Annotated in this window: 13 protein-coding genes; 1 reads left to right on the top strand and 12 read right to left on the bottom strand. The window is 67.0% G+C overall.

The features are described from left to right. Positions 1–23: 23 nt before the first annotated feature. From rpsS to rpsJ, 6 genes are read right to left on the bottom strand one after another with little or no spacing between them, the layout of a single operon-like run. Complete coding sequence (gene rpsS, locus RY94_RS00835; RefSeq protein WP_026549122.1) at positions 24–305, bottom strand: 30S ribosomal protein S19; 282 nt, start codon at positions 303–305, stop codon at positions 24–26. 12 nt (positions 306–317) lie between these two features. Beyond that, positions 318–1157 (bottom strand): 50S ribosomal protein L2, encoded by an 840-nt coding sequence (rplB, locus tag RY94_RS00830; RefSeq protein WP_043440614.1) that lies wholly within the window; start codon positions 1155–1157, stop codon positions 318–320. Positions 1158–1188: 31 nt separating this feature from the next. Beyond that, positions 1189–1494: a 50S ribosomal protein L23 gene (rplW, locus tag RY94_RS00825; protein ID WP_026531955.1), complete on the bottom strand. Its 306-nt coding sequence runs from the start codon at positions 1492–1494 to the stop codon at positions 1189–1191. Further along, complete coding sequence (rplD, locus tag RY94_RS00820) at positions 1491–2114, bottom strand: 50S ribosomal protein L4 (RefSeq protein WP_043440612.1); 624 nt, start codon at positions 2112–2114, stop codon at positions 1491–1493. Before rplD ends, rplW begins: the two co-directional genes overlap by 4 nt. Positions 2115–2118: 4 nt before the next feature. Continuing rightward, a complete protein-coding gene (gene rplC, locus RY94_RS00815; protein WP_043440609.1) occupies positions 2119–2775 on the bottom strand; it encodes a 50S ribosomal protein L3 in 657 nt (218 codons plus the stop codon). Between the two features lie 16 nt (positions 2776–2791). Beyond that, positions 2792–3100, bottom strand: coding sequence for a 30S ribosomal protein S10 (rpsJ, locus tag RY94_RS00810; protein ID WP_026531952.1), 309 nt, complete (start codon positions 3098–3100; stop codon positions 2792–2794). 533 nt (positions 3101–3633) lie between these two features. Between rpsJ and RY94_RS00805 the strand changes: the two genes are divergently transcribed. Further along, positions 3634–4017: a VOC family protein gene (locus RY94_RS00805; protein WP_043440607.1), complete on the top strand. Its 384-nt coding sequence runs from the start codon at positions 3634–3636 to the stop codon at positions 4015–4017. Positions 4018–4151: 134 nt separating this feature from the next. Here the strand turns inward: RY94_RS00805 and RY94_RS00800 are convergent, their stop codons facing one another. The 6 genes from RY94_RS00800 to RY94_RS00770 all read right to left on the bottom strand — a co-directional run bounded on the left by RY94_RS00800 (position 4152) and on the right by RY94_RS00770 (position 17054). Beyond that, positions 4152–5987 (bottom strand): hypothetical protein, encoded by a 1836-nt coding sequence (locus RY94_RS00800; RefSeq protein WP_156134960.1) that lies wholly within the window; start codon positions 5985–5987, stop codon positions 4152–4154. Positions 5988–8345: 2358 nt separating this feature from the next. Then, positions 8346–9536 (bottom strand): elongation factor Tu, encoded by a 1191-nt coding sequence (gene tuf, locus RY94_RS00790; RefSeq protein WP_043440601.1) that lies wholly within the window; start codon positions 9534–9536, stop codon positions 8346–8348. Positions 9537–9743: 207 nt separating this feature from the next. Next, complete coding sequence (fusA, locus tag RY94_RS00785; protein WP_043440598.1) at positions 9744–11858, bottom strand: elongation factor G; 2115 nt, start codon at positions 11856–11858, stop codon at positions 9744–9746. Positions 11859–11945: 87 nt separating this feature from the next. Continuing rightward, positions 11946–12416 carry a 30S ribosomal protein S7 gene (gene rpsG, locus RY94_RS00780; RefSeq protein WP_043440595.1) on the bottom strand — a complete coding sequence of 157 codons (471 nt, stop codon included), beginning with the start codon at positions 12414–12416 and terminating at the stop codon, positions 11946–11948. A 1-nt stretch (position 12417) separates the two neighbouring features. Continuing rightward, entirely contained in the window at positions 12418–12792 is a 375-nt protein-coding gene (rpsL, locus tag RY94_RS00775; RefSeq protein ID WP_043440593.1) for a 30S ribosomal protein S12, read from the bottom strand. A gap of 368 nt (positions 12793–13160) precedes the next feature. After that, the gene (locus RY94_RS00770; RefSeq protein ID WP_043440591.1) at positions 13161–17054 is read right to left on the bottom strand and encodes a DNA-directed RNA polymerase subunit beta'; all 3894 of its coding nucleotides are present in this window, start codon (positions 17052–17054) and stop codon (positions 13161–13163) included. Between the last annotated feature and the right edge of the window lie 63 nt (positions 17055–17117).

The raw sequence follows: 17117 nt of genomic DNA, 5'->3' as shown, positions 1-17117 counted from the left end.
CGTCTTAGCCGTAAGAGCAGCGCCTAGCGGCGCTTGCCCTTGCGGTCGTCCTTAACATGGCCGCGGAAGGTCCGCGTGGGAGCGAATTCGCCGAGCTTGTGCCCGACCATCGACTCGGTGACAAACACCGGGATGTGCTTGCGCCCGTCGTGCACCGCGATCGTGTGCCCGAGCATGTCGGGGACGATCATGGAGCGGCGGGACCACGTCTTGATGACGTTCTTCGTGCCCGATTCGTTCTCGCGAGCGACCTTTACGTAAAGGTGCTGATCGACGAAGGGGCCTTTCTTCAGGCTGCGTGGCATGTCTCCAGGCTCCTATCGCTTGTTCTTGCCGGAACGACGGCGACGCACGATGAGTGAGTCGCTCTCTTTGTTGGGGCGACGGGTGCGGCCTTCGGCCTTGCCGTTGGGGTTGACCGGGTGGCGTCCACCGGAGGTCTTGCCCTCGCCACCACCGTGCGGGTGGTCGACCGGGTTCATGGCGACACCACGGACGGTCGGGCGGATGCCCTTCCAGCGGCTGCGGCCGGCCTTGCCCCAGTTGATGTTCGACTGCTCGGCGTTGCCGACCTCGCCGACCGTCGCGCGGCAGCGGACGTCGACGTTGCGGATCTCACCGGAGGGCAGTCGCAGCTGGGCGAAGCGGCCTTCCTTGGCGACGAGCTGGACCGACGCACCGGCGGAGCGTGCCATCTTCGCGCCGCCGCCTGGGCGGAGCTCGACGGCGTGGAGGACGGTACCCACGGGGATGTTGCGCAGCGGCAGGTTGTTACCGGGCTTGATGTCTGCCCCGGCGCCTGCCTCGACGAAGTCGCCCTGCTTGAGCTTGTTCGGCGCGATGATGTAGCGCTTGGTGCCGTCGACGTAGTGCAGGAGGGCGATGCGCGCGGTGCGGTTGGGATCGTATTCGATCTCGGCAACGCGGGCGTCGACGCCGTCCTTGTCGTGGCGGCGGAAGTCGATCAGGCGGTACTGACGCTTGTGTCCACCGCCCTTGTGGCGGGTCGTGATCTTACCGGTGTTGTTACGTCCACCCTTCTTGGGAAGGGGGCGGACCAACGACTTTTCCGGCGTCGACCGTGTGATTTCAGCGAAGTCGGCAACGCTCGAGCCACGACGGCCCGGGGTTGTCGGCTTGTATTTACGGATTCCCATAACTCAATTCCTCGTTAAAGTGGTCTCCGCTCTAGGAGAGCGGACCGCCGAAGATGTCGATCGAGCCCTCTTTGAGGGACACGATGGCACGCTTGGTGCCCTTGCGCTGGCCCCAGCCGAACTTGGTGCGCTTGCGCTTGCCAACCCGGTTGATGGTGTTGATGGAGTCGACCTTCACGGAGAAGATCTTCTCGACCGCCAGCTTGATTTCTTCCTTGTTCGAGCGCGGGTCGACCAGGAAGGTGTACTTGCCTTCGTCGATCAGTCCGTAGCTCTTCTCCGAGACGACGGGTGCAATGACGACGTCGCGCGGATCCTTTGCGATGGTGCCGCTCACTTGGCATCCTCCTCGGTGATGACATCAGCCGTGCCGACGAACTGGTCGTAGGCGGCCTTGGTGAAGATCACGTCGTCGGAGACCAGCACGTCGTACGTGTTGAGCTGGTCCACATAGAGGACGTGTACCTCGGGCACGTTGCGCACCGAGAGTGCTGCGACGTCGTTGGCACGCTCGATGATCACGAGCAGGCGGGGCCGCTCGGAGATCGCGCGCAGGGTGTCGATCGCACCCTTGGTCGACGGCTTGCCGCCAGCGACCAGGGACTCGAGGACGTGGATACGGCCGTTGCGTGCCCGGTCCGAGAGGGCTCCGCGCAGGGCGGCGGCCTTCATCTTCTTGGGGGTGCGCTGGCTGTAGTCGCGGGGCGTGGGCCCGTGGACGACGCCACCACCGGTCATGTGGGGGGCGCGGATCGAACCCTGGCGGGCACGACCGGTTCCCTTCTGCTTGAACGGCTTGCGGCCTGCGCCACTGACCTCGGCGCGGGTCTTGGTCTTGTGCGTACCCTGGCGGGCGGCAGCAAGCTGGGCGACGACGACCTGGTGCAGCAACGGCACGTTGGTCTGCGCGTCGAAGATCTCCGCGGGGAGATCGACCTTTACAGTGTTGGCAGCCATTTGGCTATGCTCCCTTCACGGCGGTGCGTACGAGGACGACCTGGCCGCGGGCGCCGGGGACGGCACCCTTGATCAGCAGCAGCGACTTCTCGGCGTCGACAGCGTGAACCCGGAGGTTCAGCGTGGTCTGACGAACGGCGCCCATGCGGCCTGCCATTTTCATTCCACGGAAGACGCGGCTGGGGGTGGATGCTCCACCGATGGAACCGGGCTTGCGGTGGTTCTTGTGGGCACCGTGCGAGGCTCCCACACCGTGGAAACCGTGGCGCTTCATGACGCCGGCGAAGCCCTTGCCCTTGGTGGTGCCGATGACGTCGACCGTCTGGCCGGCTTCGAACATCTCGACGGAGAGTTCCTGGCCGAGCGAGTAGGAGTCGGCGTCGGAGGTACGCAGTTCGACGACGTGCCGGCGCGGCGTGACGCCGGCCTTGTCGAAGTGACCGGCGAGCGGCTTGGTGACCTTGCGGGGATCGATCTGGCCGAAGCCGATCTGCACGGCGGTGTAGCCGTCCTTGTCCTCGCTGAGGAGTTGCGTGATGACGTTCGAGTCTGCCTGGACGACGGTGACGGGGATGAGGATGTTGTTCTCATCCCAGACCTGGGTCATGCCGAGCTTGATGCCCAGCAGTCCCTTGACCTGGCGCGTAAGTGAAGTAGACATATGTATCCGCTCTCCCTTACAGCTTGATTTCGATGTTCACGTCCGCAGGCAGGTCGAGACGCATCAGCGAATCGACGGCCTTGGGCGTGGGATCAATGATGTCGATAAGACGCTTGTGAGTACGCATTTCGAAGTGCTCACGGCTGTCCTTGTACTTGTGCGGGGACCGGATGACAACGAAAACGTTCTTCTCCGTGGGCAGGGGCACAGGGCCCACTACCGTTGCGCCTGCGCGCGTCACCGTCTCAACGATCTTCCGGGCTGAAACATCGATGACCTCGTGGTCATATGACTTCAGCCGGATGCGGATTTTTTGTCCCGCCATGGCGTCTCGACTCTCTCTCTACATAACTGCCTGGGCAGTTCCGGTACGTACGTACATTTCCTGCGTCCGTTGTGCGACGCCTCCCGAACAGACTGAATCCGGATGGATCCGGGTTCCTCACCCTGCCGGGCTCCGACCCCCGCGCTCGGGCGTGTCGCGCTGTGTAAAAATAAAACGCAGTCTGGACACACACGCTCCGCTGATTCCGGACGAGCCGGACGGGGTGGACTTCATTTGGGCCATGCGTATCGGCGGACCTGATCCCTGCATCGGGCATTATCCCGACCGGGATGAAGTCTCAGACCGCGCGCGCTGGCGCTTGAACAACTTATCTAGTGTCGCAGATCCCCTGCGCGATTGCGAACCGGTCCGGGCTTCTGAGGCGTGATCCGCGTGACTCCTGCTGATCACGCCCGACCACGAGCGCCCTCCCGCCGTCGGCGGTCGGTGTGCGGGAAATCCGCGACGGGCCCGGTCAAACCGGGCGCGGGGAGCTTAAACTGTTGGCCCCATCACGACGAAGGAGAGCTGCCATGATCAGCGCCAACAGGACCACGACCATCCTGCCCGTGCGGGATCTCGATCGAGCCAGGAGTTTCTACGAGAACACCCTCGGCCTCCATGCCGACAAGGCGTGGCACGAGGGGAGCTTCCTGTTCAGCGAGGACGGGCACAACGGCATCGAGCTGATGCTGAAGCCGGACGGCAGTCCCTCGGGCAACACCGAACTCAGCTTCGAGGTCGAGGACCTCACCGCCGAGATCGCAGCGCTCGAACGGAACGGCGTCACCTTCGAGGACTACGACCTCCCCGGGTTGAGGACCGTGGACCACATCGCGGAGGACGACCACATGCGGGCGGCGTGGTTCACCGATACGGAGGGGAACATCCTCTGCCTGCACCAGCCCGTGGCCTGACGCACGGGAGTCCTGACGCCGCGGCGTCAGGCCCTCCTGCCGGCCGGTCGTCGGGAGCGACCGTTCCGCACCACTGATCGACCGTGGCTCCCGCCGGATCCGTCCCCGCGGGCAGCACCACCGACCGACGGACTTCACTGCCGGGGTCGCGGTGCGGCACCCGGACCGTCCGGCGCCTCGGTCTCCGGATCCGGGGCTGCCTGCTGCAGCGTATGCCCGGCGCCCGCGCCGGCCGGCAGGTGCGAGCCGGAAAGGGGCGGGCGGGCACTGTCCGGATCGGTGTCCCCGACGAACACCGGTTTCCGGGGCCCGTCGGGCACACCGTCGGGAGTGCCGGGACCGGCGTGCGCACCGGTCGCCGGACCCTGCCCCTGGCGGTTGAGCTTCCAGACCGCGAAGGCCAGCAGCAGCAGCGCCGCGACCGTCAGCAGCAGGAACGTGAAGCCCCGCAGGAACCAGAGCAGTGCAAGTGCGATGCCGACGGCGCCCCAGAGGCTGAACAGGCGTCGTGACAGGGCGACGCCCGCTGCAAGGAGTGCCACATGGCCGCAGAGGGCCCAGACCTGAGCCCCCGTGGTGCCGCCTGCCACGGTCATGAGTCCGGTCGCCGAGAGGACGGCCGCGGACGCTGCGAGCCAGCGGGGACCCCGGCGCGGCGCACCCCGCGTGAAGGACCAGGCGGAGAGCAGGGCCAGGGCGATGACCCACCACTGCGCGGCCCAGAAGACCGCGATCCCGTCGAGGACGAGCCAGGCGACGCGCTGCGCGGAAGCGACGACGACGAGGAAGGCCGCCTCGCAGTACAGGGGCCGGATGCGGGCCGGGACCTCCCACGCCCCGAGGACCGCCACGGCCGCGAGGACCGCCGAACCGGCGACGGCGGAACCGTCCGCGGGCATCGCGAGGACGGCGGCTACCGCCGTCCAGCCGAGTGCCATCCCGCCCAGGATCCGGTACCGCAGTTCGTCCTCGTCCTCGCCCGGCAGGAACACCCTGGCGAGGTGGAGGATCGCGGCGGCCAGCACCGCCCCGCCCAGGAGACGTATCGCATCAGGCCCGAGCGCCGCACCGGTGACCCGGTCCACCTGGTCGACGAAGGCTGTCGCGGCGACGATGACGGCCACCGCTCCCCCGGCGTCCAGCCCTGCGACCGCCTCGCGCTGCGCCAGGGTGAAGCAGATTGCGGCGACCGCCGCGGTGACCACCACGCGGTCCCAGCCGGACCCGTCCGCGAAGGCGAAGAGGATCGACTCGACGCCGAACAGGCCGACCCCGACCAGGCTCGGCATCCGGAGACGAGCGGCCGAGGAGCGGGCGCGCACCACCACGAGCGCGACCGCGCAGGCCACGGCGATGAGTGCGGCGACCGGCTCGGACAGGGGCGCCACGGGCAGGTACCCTCCCCGTCCGAATCCGAGGTCCGCCGAGAGGACCGCGATGAGCGCTGCGCCCGCGTACAGCGCCGGGTAGGCGGTGCCGTCCTTGTGCTGGACCAGGAACAGGACGGCGGACACGACGCCGAGCAGGACCAGGTGCAGGGCGATCACGTCGAGCTGCACGCCGGGGTCACCGAACACCAGGTAGGCCAGGGGCAGGGTGGCGAGCAGGCCGATGCTCAGCCAGGCCGACGATCCCTGCAGCCCCACCCGGCGGAACCTCGAGCGCAGGACCACCCGCACGAGTTCCTGCAGCGCGACGCTCACGCCCATCACCGCGAACACCGCGTGCACCGACAGGTCGAGGTCCGCGGAGACCGTCGCGGTGAGTGTGGTGACGGACAGCTGGACGGCCAGGAGGTACGCGCCGCGGCGCAGGCTGTCGTGTGCCCGCCGCGCCATGAGGGCGCCGTACGCGACGGCGACCACCAGCAGCACCTCGTAGGAGCGGAAACCGAAACCGGCGCCGAGCCCCGCTACCGCTGCCACCGCGAGCGAGGCGGGGCCGATCGCCTCGATCAGGGCACCCGGCACGGCCGGCGCACCCGCCCTGTGCACCCCACCCGACGCGGCCGGTCGGAGGCGACCGCCATGCGCTGCGTCCGCCNCGTCGCGGCGGGGCCCGCGGGGTCATGCGTCCCCGCGGCGGGCGGGACGCGCGGGATCGCCTCCGCGAGGGGCAGCACCACGGACGTCGTGCAGCCCGCCACGACGCAGATCCACAGACCCACCGCCGCGATGGTGGAGGTCTCCGCGCCGGAGGCCAGAACCACGGCCGACGCGAGCGATAGCCCGCTCGCCCCGCAGACCACCCAGGTGCTGTAGACGCTCGAGGACCGTCGACGCCATCGGAGGACCTCGACGAGCTGATTCACCACGAGCGCCACCAAGAGGGCGAGTCCGGCGAACTCCCCGACCTGCCCGGGCAGCACCAGCGGCGGCTGCAGGTGGACGAGCACGGCGATCGGCGCCAGGGCGGTCACGGCTCCCCGCGCGGCCAGCACGAAGCGTTCCCGCCGCCCACCGGTCGAGCGCACCGCCCGCGCGAGCAGGTAGCCGATAGTCAGTGCGAGGACCGTCTCCGTCCGCCAGGGGTCCTCCCAGCGGGTCATCGCGCCGAGGAGCACGCCCGGGAGAACGAGCAGCTCGAGCACTCCGCCGCACCGCACGGAGATGGCCATGCCCGTGACCAGCACGAGGAGCATCGGCAGGAGGGCGTCCGGCTCCGTCCCCGAGACGGTGGCGCTCGGGCGGATGGAGGTGAGCACGGTTGCCCCAGCGGCCAGCGACACCATCGCGAAGGTCGCGAGGATGTCGAGGGAGTAGAGGGAGGTGCGGCGCGGAATCACGCCCGGGCCGTCGGCCGCGGGTGGGCGCGGGCCGTCGAGGAACATCCGGGCCCTGTCCGGGACGGCGAGGAGACCGGCGATCTGGAGCGCGAGGCACCCGGCGAGGAGGAAGGATCCCCACCCGGCCGAACTGCCCGCGGCCCACGCGGTGAGCACGGTGGCGATGCTCAGGACGAGCCGCAGGGCGTAGAAGTGCTGGATCCTGCGAACGTCGAAGAACGCTACCAGCGCCGCGTAGTAGGCGGTGGCGACGATCCACAGCTGGGCACGGTCCGCCTCGCCCAGCAGATCACCGAGCAGCAGGGAGGCCACGAGGGCCGCCGGTGCCAGGAACCGGTGCGTGTCCACCACGGCCCGGGAGACGACGTCGGGCAGCCATCGTGGAGCGAGGCGCAGCAGCCCTGCCAGGAGTGCTGCCACGCCGATCGAACACGTGAAGTACCAGACGAGGGCGCCACCGAGCAGTGATACCGAGGACAGGGCGATCGAGAGGAAGAACGGCAGCGTGAGGAAGGCGACCACGCGGCTCTGCAGCCGGACGGCGGCGACGAGGTAGGCGGCGGTGCCGATGAGCGCCGTGGCGAACCAGGCGAGGGCACCCTGGCCGGTGAGGAACCCGAAGAGCAGCCCGGCTACCGGCAGCAGGGCGAGTCCGGTGCCGGTGAAGGCCACCGCCGCCGGCTGGAGGCGCGGCAGCCGCGTGTACAGGACGAGGCCGCTGACGTAGAAGAGGGCGACGACGACGACGATCGTCGCGGCCCTGGCAGCGCCCGGCACGGCCGCGCCGATGAACAGACCGCCGGCGGCGACCAGCAGCAGACTGGCGGAGTACAACGCGATATTGATGGTGCGGAGGTCGCGGGCGGCCCGCTGTGCGGCGCGTTCCTCCGCTGTCGGAGCAACGGGGATGTGTGTGCCCGGGGCGTGGTCGGGCGGGACGGCGCGTTCCTCCGCTGTCGGAGCAACGGGGATGTGTGTACCCGGGGCGTGGTCGGGCGGGACGGCGCGTCCGTCCGCGCTCGTCGCGGGACGCGTTGCGGCGGGAGAGGCCATGGCTCCCGCGCTCCAGGCCGGCGGACGCGTGGTACGGCCGGGAGCGTCGGAGGGGTGCGGGCCCGGGGGGTGTGGCGTCGCGACGGCGTGGGCCGACGGCTCGTGGTCCGGGACCGGTACGGTGCCCGTCGGCAACGCGGCGTCGGACGCACCACGGCGGTACCCCTGGTCGTACGCCGCGGCCAGCGATCCGCCGGTCCGCTGGTCGCGCGTGGCGCGGCGTCGGGTGACGGCCCGTCCGGTCAGATACCCGGCGCCGAAGATGCTCAGCACGAACGCCAGAAGAATCGTCAGAATCAGACCCAATGCCACTCCCCCATGTTCGGGGCGGACACCCGCCCCCGGGACAGTATAGGCAGGACGCCCCGTGGCCGGCGGACCCTCTGTGGAGAACCTCCCGCGCTCCGGTCGGAGGTCGTTAACGAAGGAACCCCTGCCGCGGACGGCAGGGGTTCCTCAATGTTCCGGCGATGCCGGACGATCCGAAGGACTACTTCAGGATCTTGGTGACACGTCCCGAGCCGACGGTGCGGCCGCCTTCGCGGATCGCGAAGCCGAGGCCGTCCTCCATGGCGATGGGCTGGATGAGCGCAACGGTCATCTCGGTGTTGTCGCCGGGCATGACCATCTCGGTGCCCTCGGGGAGGGTGATGACGCCGGTCACGTCCGTGGTGCGGAAGTAGAACTGCGGGCGGTAGTTCGAGTAGAACGGGTTGTGACGCCCGCCCTCGTCCTTGGCCAGGATGTAGACGTTGGCCTCGAAGTCGGTGTGAGGGGTGATCGAACCCGGCTTCACGATGACCTGTCCACGCTCTACGTCTTCGCGCTTGATGCCGCGGAGCAGCAGACCACAGTTCTCGCCGGCCCAGGCCTCGTCGAGCTGCTTGTGGAACATCTCGATGCCGGTGACCGTGGTCTTCTGGACCGGACGGATACCGACGATCTCGACCTCGGAGTTGATGGCGAGGGTGCCGCGCTCGGCGCGACCCGTGACGACGGTTCCACGACCGGTGATCGTGAAGACGTCCTCGACGGGCATGAGGAACGGCTTGTCCTTGTCGCGGATGGGGTCCGGGACGTTGTTGTCGACAGCTTCCATGAGGTCCTCGACGGACTTGACCCACTCGGGGTCGCCTTCGAGGGCCTTGAGGCCGGAGACGCGGACTACGGGAGCCTCGTCGCCGTCGAAGCCCTGCGAGCTGAGCAGCTCACGAACCTCCATCTCGACGAGGTCGAGAAGCTCTTCGTCGTCGACCATGTCGGACTTGTTCAGCGCGACCAGCAGGTAGGGGACGCCGACCTGGCGGGCGAGCAGAACGTGCTCGCGGGTCTGGGCCATCGGACCATCGGTGGCTGCGACGACGAGGATAGCCCCGTCCATCTGGGCCGCACCGGTGATCATGTTCTTGATGTAGTCAGCGTGACCGGGGGCGTCTACGTGTGCGTAGTGGCGCTTCTCGGTCTGGTACTCGACGTGCGAGATGTTGATCGTGATGCCGCGCTGCTTCTCCTCGGGAGCCGAGTCGATCGACGCGAAGTCACGCTGCTCGTTGAGAGTGGGGTACTTGTCGTACAGCACCTTGGAAATGGCAGCCGTCAACGTGGTCTTTCCATGGTCAACGTGACCAATGGTGCCGATGTTAACGTGCGGCTTAGTCCGCTCGAACTTTGCCTTCGCCACGGGTTCCTCCTAGAACGTTTGAGAAGAATTGCTTCCCAGCCACGCTTGTCGCGGCTGAAACTCATGCAAGTCTACTGGGGGCTTTTGGTTTTGATGAAATTGCTCTGCACCGCCGGACCAGCCGGTCCGGCGGCAGAGGGGGCGGGGCGGCCGACCCAGGGGCCGTGCCGCCTCCGCTCCCCCGGAGATCCCGTTGCCGGGAAGGGGCTACTCGCCGCGCGTCTTCTGGATGATCTCGTCGGCGACTGCCTTCGGGACCTCGGAGTAGCTGTCGAACTTCATGGAGTACACGGCGCGGCCCTGGGTCTTCGACCGGAGGTCACCGATGTAGCCGAACATGCCCGAGAGGGGCACGTGGGCCGTGATGACCTTCACGCCGCTGGCGTCCTCCATGGACTGCATCTGACCACGACGGGAGTTGAGGTCACCGATCACCTCACCCATGTATTCCTCGGGGGTGCGGACCTCCACCTCCATCAGGGGCTCGAGCAGCACGGGCTTGGCCATGCGTGCGGCTTCCTTGAAAGCCATCCGCCCGGCGATCTTGAACGCCATCTCCGAGGAGTCGACGTCGTGGTAGGCGCCGTCGAGCAGGGTCGCCTTGATGCCGACCACCGGGTAACCGGCGAGCACGCCGTCGTTCAGCGCATCCTGGATGCCGGCGTCGACGCTCGGGATGTACTCGCGGGGCACGCGGCCACCGGTCACCTTGTTGTCGAAGGCGTACAGGACGCCCTCCTCGACCTCCATCGGCTCGATCGCGATCTGGATCTTCGCGAACTGGCCGGAGCCACCCGTCTGCTTCTTGTGGGTGTAGTCGTGCTTGGCGACCTTGCTGCGGATGGTCTCGCGGTAGGCGACCTGGGGCTTGCCCACGTTCGCCTCGACACGGAACTCGCGGCGCATGCGGTCCACCAGGATGTCCAGGTGGAGCTCGCCCATGCCGGCGATGATCGTCTGTCCGGTGTCCTCGTTCAGGGAGACCTGGAACGTGGGGTCCTCGGCGGAGAGCTTCTGGATGGCCGTGGACAGCTTCTCCTGGTCACCCTTGGTCTTGGGCTCGATGGCCACGGAGATCACGGGTGCCGGGAAGCTCATGGACTCGAGCACGATCTGGTTCGCCGAGTCGGAGAGGGTGTCACCGGTGGTGGTGTCCTTCAGGCCGATCGCGGCGTAGATGTGTCCTGCCGAGGCTTCCTCGACGGGGATTTCCTTGTTGGCGTGCATCTGGAACAGCTTCCCGATGCGCTCCTTCTTGCTCTTCGTCGAGTTCACCAGCTGGGTACCGGCCGTCACGTGCCCGGAGTACACGCGGATGAACGTCAGCTGGCCGAAGAACGGGTGCGTCGCGACCTTGAACGCGAGGGCCGAGAAGGGCTCCTCGGTGCTCGGCTTGCGCGTCAGCTCGACCTCTTCGTTCCGGGGATCGTGACCGATCATCGGGGGGACGTCGAGGGGCGAGGGCAGGTAGTCGATGACGGCGTCGAGCATCGGCTGCACGCCGCGGTTCTTGAACGCGGAGCCGCAGAGGATCGGGTAGAGCTCGGAGTTGATCGTCATCTTGCGGATGCCGGCCTTGAGCTCGTCGACGGAGATCTCTTCGCCTTCGAGGTACTTGTTCATGAGTTCGTCGGAGGACTCGGCGACGGTCTCGACGAGGGCCGCGCGGTACTCCTCGGCCTTCTCCTTGAGGTCGGCCGGGATCTCCTGGATCTCGTACTTCGCACCCATGGTGACGTCACCCTTGGAGTCGCCGGGCCAGACGAGGGCACGCATGTAGAGCAGGTCCACGACGCCGATGAAGTCGTTCTCGGCGCCGATGGGGAGCTGCAGCACGAGGGGCTTGGCGCCCAGGCGGCTGATGATGGTGTCGACCGTGAAGTAGAAGTCGGCGCCCAGCTTGTCCATCTTGTTGACGAAGCAGATGCGGGGCACTTCGTACTTGTCGGCCTGGCGCCAGACGGTCTCCGACTGGGGCTCGACGCCCTCCTTGCCGTCGAACACGGCGACGGCGCCGTCGAGGACGCGCAGGGAGCGCTCCACCTCGACGGTGAAGTCGACGTGCCCGGGGGTGTCGATGATGTTGATCTGGTTGTTCTCCCAGAAGCAGGTGACAGCGGCGGACGTGATGGTGATGCCGCGCTCCTTCTCCTGTTCCATCCAGTCGGTGGTGGAGGCGCCGTCGTGCGTCTCACCGATCTTGTGGTTGACACCCGTGTAGAACAGGATGCGCTCGGTAGTAGTGGTCTTGCCGGCATCGATGTGGGCCATGATGCCGATGTTGCGGACCTTGTTGAGGTCGGTAAGCACGTCCTGTGCCACGGTGTCTCCCTTAATACGAAAATGGAGTTCTGCTGGGCCGCCGGCCGGTCCGCCCCTGACGGGGTGTGGACCCGGCCGGCAGAGCTGCTACCAGCGGTAGTGTGCGAAGGCCTTGTTCGACTCGGCCATCTTGTGCGTGTCCTCGCGGCGCTTGACTGCTGCTCCGAGACCGTTGGACGCGTCCAGGATCTCGTTCTGCAGGCGCTCGGTCATCGTCTTCTCGCGGCGGGCCTTGGAGTAGCCCACGAGCCAGCGGAGGGCCAGCGCGGTCGAACGACCGGGCTTGACCTCGACGGGGACCTGGTAGGTGGCGCCACCGACACGGCGTGAGCGGACCTCGAGGGTCGGCTTGACGTTGTCCATGGCCTTCTTCAGCGCTGCGACGGGGTCGCCGCCGGACTTCGCACGAGCACCCTCGAGTGCGCCGTACACGATGCGCTCTGCGGTGGACTTCTTGCCGTCGACGAGCACCTTGTTGATCAGCTGGGTGACCAGGGGTGAACCGTAGACGGGATCTACAACGAGCGGCCGCTTCGGGGCCGGGCCCTTACGAGGCATATTACTTCTTCTCCATCTTCGCGCCGTAGCGGCTGCGAGCCTGCTTGCGGTTCTTCACGCCCTGGGTGTCCAGTGCGCCACGGACGATCTTGTAGCGGACACCCGGGAGGTCCTTCACACGACCGCCGCGCACGAGCACGATGGAGTGTTCCTGAAGGTTGTGACCGACACCGGGGATGTAGGCGGTGACTTCGATGCCACCGTTGAGGCGCACACGGGCGACCTTGCGGAGAGCCGAGTTCGGCTTCTTCGGGGTGGTGGTGTAGACGCGGGTGCAGACGCCGCGCTTCATGGGGCTGCCCTTCAGTGCGGGCGCCTTGGTCTTGGAGACCTTAGGTGTCCGGCCCTTACGGACCAGCTGGTTAATCGTAGGCACTTTCGTGTTCTCCGTAATGTCTGAAGATGAGATCTGTGACGCCCTACCCAGCGGTTGCGACGGCCTTTCGGGCCGCACCGTCCAGAGGTCGGGATGATCGGTCGTTTGGCGCACCACCGACGGATATGCTGCCGCAGAACGACTGTAGGCGTGCGAAAATGTGGCATTCGCTGTACAACTTACGTACAACACGGAGATACGTTTCTCAACGCCGATCCACTGCCACACAAACAATTGGTCCCAAGTCTACCAGAGATCACGCGCGCCCCTGGACGGGAGGGCCTCCGCCGCGTGGTAGGGGTGGTGCGCCGGAGACGCGGGAAGGCCCCGGACCGCAGGGTCCGGGGCCTTCCTCAGGGCTGGTCGACTCAGCGGAAGTCGCTGTTGCCCATGTCGTAGTCGTCCAGCGGGATCGCGTGGAACTCGGGGCTCAGGCCGCCCTCGACACCGGCGTAGTCGAAGTCGCTGAACGCGCTCGGACCGGTGAAGAGGTTCGCCTTCGCCTCCTCGGTGGGCTCGACCGTGACCTTCGTGTAACGGTCCAGGCCGGTACCGGCCGGGATGAGCTTACCGATGATGACGTTCTCCTTGAGGCCGAGCAGCGGATCGCTCTTGCCTTCCATGGCGGCCTGCGTGAGGACACGCGTGGTCTCCTGGAAGGAAGCGGCCGACAGCCACGACTCGGTGGCGAGCGACGCCTTGGTGATACCCATGAGCTCGGGACGGCCCGAGGCCGGCTTCTTGCCCTCGGACACCACGCGGCGGTTCTCGTCCTCGAAGCGGCGACGCTCGGCCAGCTCACCGGGGAGCAGGTCCGACTCGCCGGACTCGATCACGGTGACGCGGCGCAGCATCTGCCGGACGATGACCTCGACGTGCTTGTCGTGGATGCCCACACCCTGGCTGCGGTACACGCGCTGGACCTCGTCCACCAGGAACTCCTGGGCCTTGCGGGGGCCGAGGATCCGGAGGATCTGCTTCGGGTCGACCGCACCGAAGACGAGCTGCTGCCCGACCTCGACGTGCTCGCCGTCGGTCACCAGGAGGCGTGCACGGCGCAGGACCGGGTACGCGATCTCCTCGGAACCGTCGTCGGGGGTGACCACCAGGCGAAGCTGCTTCTCGGCATCCTCGATGGTGACCCGCCCGGCGACCTCGGAGATCGGGGCGACACCCTTGGGGGTACGCGCCTCGAAGAGCTCCTGGATACGGGGCAGACCCTGGGTGATGTCCTCGGCCGACGCCACACCACCGGTGTGGAAGGTACGCATCGTCAGCTGCGTGCCGGGCTCACCGATCGACTGCGCGGCGATGATGCCGACGGCCTCTCCGATGTCCACGGTCTTGCCGGTCGCGAGCGAACGGCCGTAGCAGAGGGCACAGGTGCCGACACTGGACTCACAGGTGAGTACGGAACGGACCTTGATATCGGCGATACCGGCCTCGAACAGTTCACCGATGACCACGTCTCCGACGTCGGAGCCCGCGGCAGCGAGCACCTTGCCCTTGGAGTCGACGACGTCGGTGGCCAGCGTACGTGCGTACGCCGAGTTCTCGACCTCCTCGTGCAGCACCAGTTCGCCGTCGGCGTTCGGTACGGCGATGGTGACCTTGAGCCCGCGCTCGGTGCCGCAGTCGTCCTCGCGGACGATGACGTCCTGCGACACGTCGACGAGGCGACGCGTCAGGTACCCCGAGTTGGCGGTACGCAGGGCGGTGTCGGCGAGGCCCTTACGGGCACCGTGCGTGGCGATGAAGTACTCCAGGACCGACAGGCCCTCGCGGTACGAGGACTTGATCGGACGCGGGATGATCTCGCCCTTGGGGTTGGCCACGAGGCCACGGATACCCGCGATCTGGCGGACCTGCAGCCAGTTGCCTCGTGCACCGGAGGACACCATGCGGTTGATGGTGTTGTCCTTCGGCATGGCGGCGCGCATGGACGCGGCGACCTCGTTGGTGGCCTTGTTCCAGATGTCGATGAGCTCCTGGCGGCGCTCCTCGTCGGCGATGAGGCCCTTGTCGAACTGCGACTGGACCTTGGCGGCCTGCGTCTCGTAGCCCTCCATGATGCCGGCCTTGTTGATCGGCGCGGAGATGTCCGAGATGGCGACGGTGACGCCCGAGCGGGTGGCCCAGTAGAAACCGGCGTCTTTCAGGTTGTCCAGCGTCGCCGCCGTGACCACCTTCGGGTACCGCTCCGCGAGATCGTTGACGATCGTCGAGAGCTGGCCCTTGTCGGCGACCTTCTCCACCCAGGGGTAATCCAGGGGAAGCGTCTCGTTGAACAGAACCTGGCCGAGGGACGTCTCGATCAGGGCCGGCGTGCCGGGCTCCCAGCCCTCGGGAGCGGCGATGTCCGCGCTGGGCACGAAGTTGTCGACGCGGATGCGGACCACCGAGTTGAGGTGGAGCGACCCCATGTCGAACGCCATGACGGCCTCGGCCATGCTCGTGAAGACGCGGCCTTCGCCGGCGCTTCCCTCACGCTTGGTGGTGAGGTGGTGCAGACCGATGATCATGTCCTGCGAGGGCAGGGTGACCGGACGGCCGTCGGACGGCTTCAGGATGTTGTTCGAGGAGAGCATCAGGATGCGCGCCTCGGCCTGGGCCTCGGGGCTCAGCGGCAGGTGGACTGCCATCTGGTCGCCGTCGAAGTCGGCGTTGAACGCACCGCAGACCAGCGGGTGCAGCTGGAGCGCCTTGCCTTCGACGAGCTGCGGCTCGAACGCCTGGATGCCGAGCCGGTGCAGGGTGGGTGCACGGTTCAGCAGCACGGGGTGCTCGGTGATGATCTCTTCGAGGACGTCCCAGACCTGGGGGCGGTACCGCTCGACCATGCGCTTGGCACTCTTGATGTTCTGCGCGTGGTTGAGGTCCACCAGGCGCTTCATCACGAACGGCTTGAAGAGCTCCAGGGCCATCTGCTTGGGCAGACCACACTGGTGCAGCTTCAGCTGCGGGCCGACGACGATGACCGAACGGCCCGAGTAGTCGACGCGCTTGCCGAGGAGGTTCTGGCGGAAACGACCCTGCTTGCCCTTGAGCATGTCCGAGAGGGACTTCAGGGGGCGGTTGCCCGGTCCGGTGACCGGGCGGCCGCGACGACCGTTGTCGAACAGGGAGTCGACGGCTTCCTGGAGCATGCGCTTCTCGTTGTTCACGATGATCTCGGGAGCCCCGAGGTCCAGCAGGCGCTTCAGGCGGTTGTTGCGGTTGATGACGCGGCGGTACAGGTCGTTGAGGTCGGACGTCGCGAAACGGCCGCCGTCGAGCTGCACCATCGGGCGCAGTTCCGGCGGGATCACCGGGACGGCGTCGAGGACCATGCCCAGCGGGCTGTTCGTCGTCGTCAGGAACGCGTTGACCACCTTGAGGCGCTTCAGGGCGCGCGTCTTGCGCTGTCCCTTGCCGTTCTGGATGATGTCGCGCAGCATCTCGGCCTCGGCCGGCATGTCGAAGTTCTCGAGGCGCTTCTTGATGGCCTCGGCGCCCATGGAGCCCTCGAAGTACAGGCCGTAGCGGTCGCGCAGCTCGCGGTACAGGCCTTCGTCACCCTCGAGGTCGGCGACCTTCAGGGTCTTGAAACGCTCCCAGACCTGGACGAGGCGCTCGATGTCGGCGTCGGCGCGCTTGCGGACGTTCGCCATCTGGCGGTCGGCCGAGTCGCGGGCCTTCTTCTTGTCGGCAGCCTTGGCGCCCTCTCCCTCGAGGCGGGCGAGCTCGTCCTCGAGGTCCTTGGCGATCGCGGCGATGTCGGAGTCGCGCTGGTCCGTCATCTGCTTCTTCTCGAGGTCGTGCTCGGCCTGGAGGTTCGGCAGTTCGGCGTGGCGGTTCTCCTCGTCGACCGAGGTGATCATGTAGGCGGCGAAGTAGATGACCTTCTCGAGGTCCTTCGGGGCCAGGTCGAGGAGGTAGCCCAGACGCGAGGGCACGCCCTTGAAGTACCAGATGTGCGTGACGGGAGCGGCGAGCTCGATGTGCCCCATGCGCTCACGGCGCACCTTGGCACGCGTCACCTCGACGCCGCAGCGCTCACAGATGATGCCCTTGAAGCGCACGCGCTTGTACTTGCCGCAGTAGCACTCCCAATCGCGGGAAGGGCCGAAGATCTTCTCGCAGAAGAGGCCGTCCTTCTCGGGCTTGAGCGTGCGGTAGTTGATGGTTTCCGGCTTCTTGACCTCGCCGTAGGACCAGCCGCGGATTTCGTCCGCGGTGGCAAGTCCGATTCGCATGAGGCCGAAGGAGGATTCGCTGGACATAGGGTCCCTGTTCTCTCTTTGTTCTCTAAATTCTTGAAGTCTTATGGGGTGCGGCGGAAAGCC

The sequence above is a fragment of the Arthrobacter sp. L77 genome, from assembly GCF_000816565.1.
GTDB lineage: Bacteria > Actinomycetota > Actinomycetes > Actinomycetales > Micrococcaceae > Arthrobacter_D > Arthrobacter_D antioxidans.
This window is presented reverse-complemented; position numbering and strand designations above follow the sequence as displayed.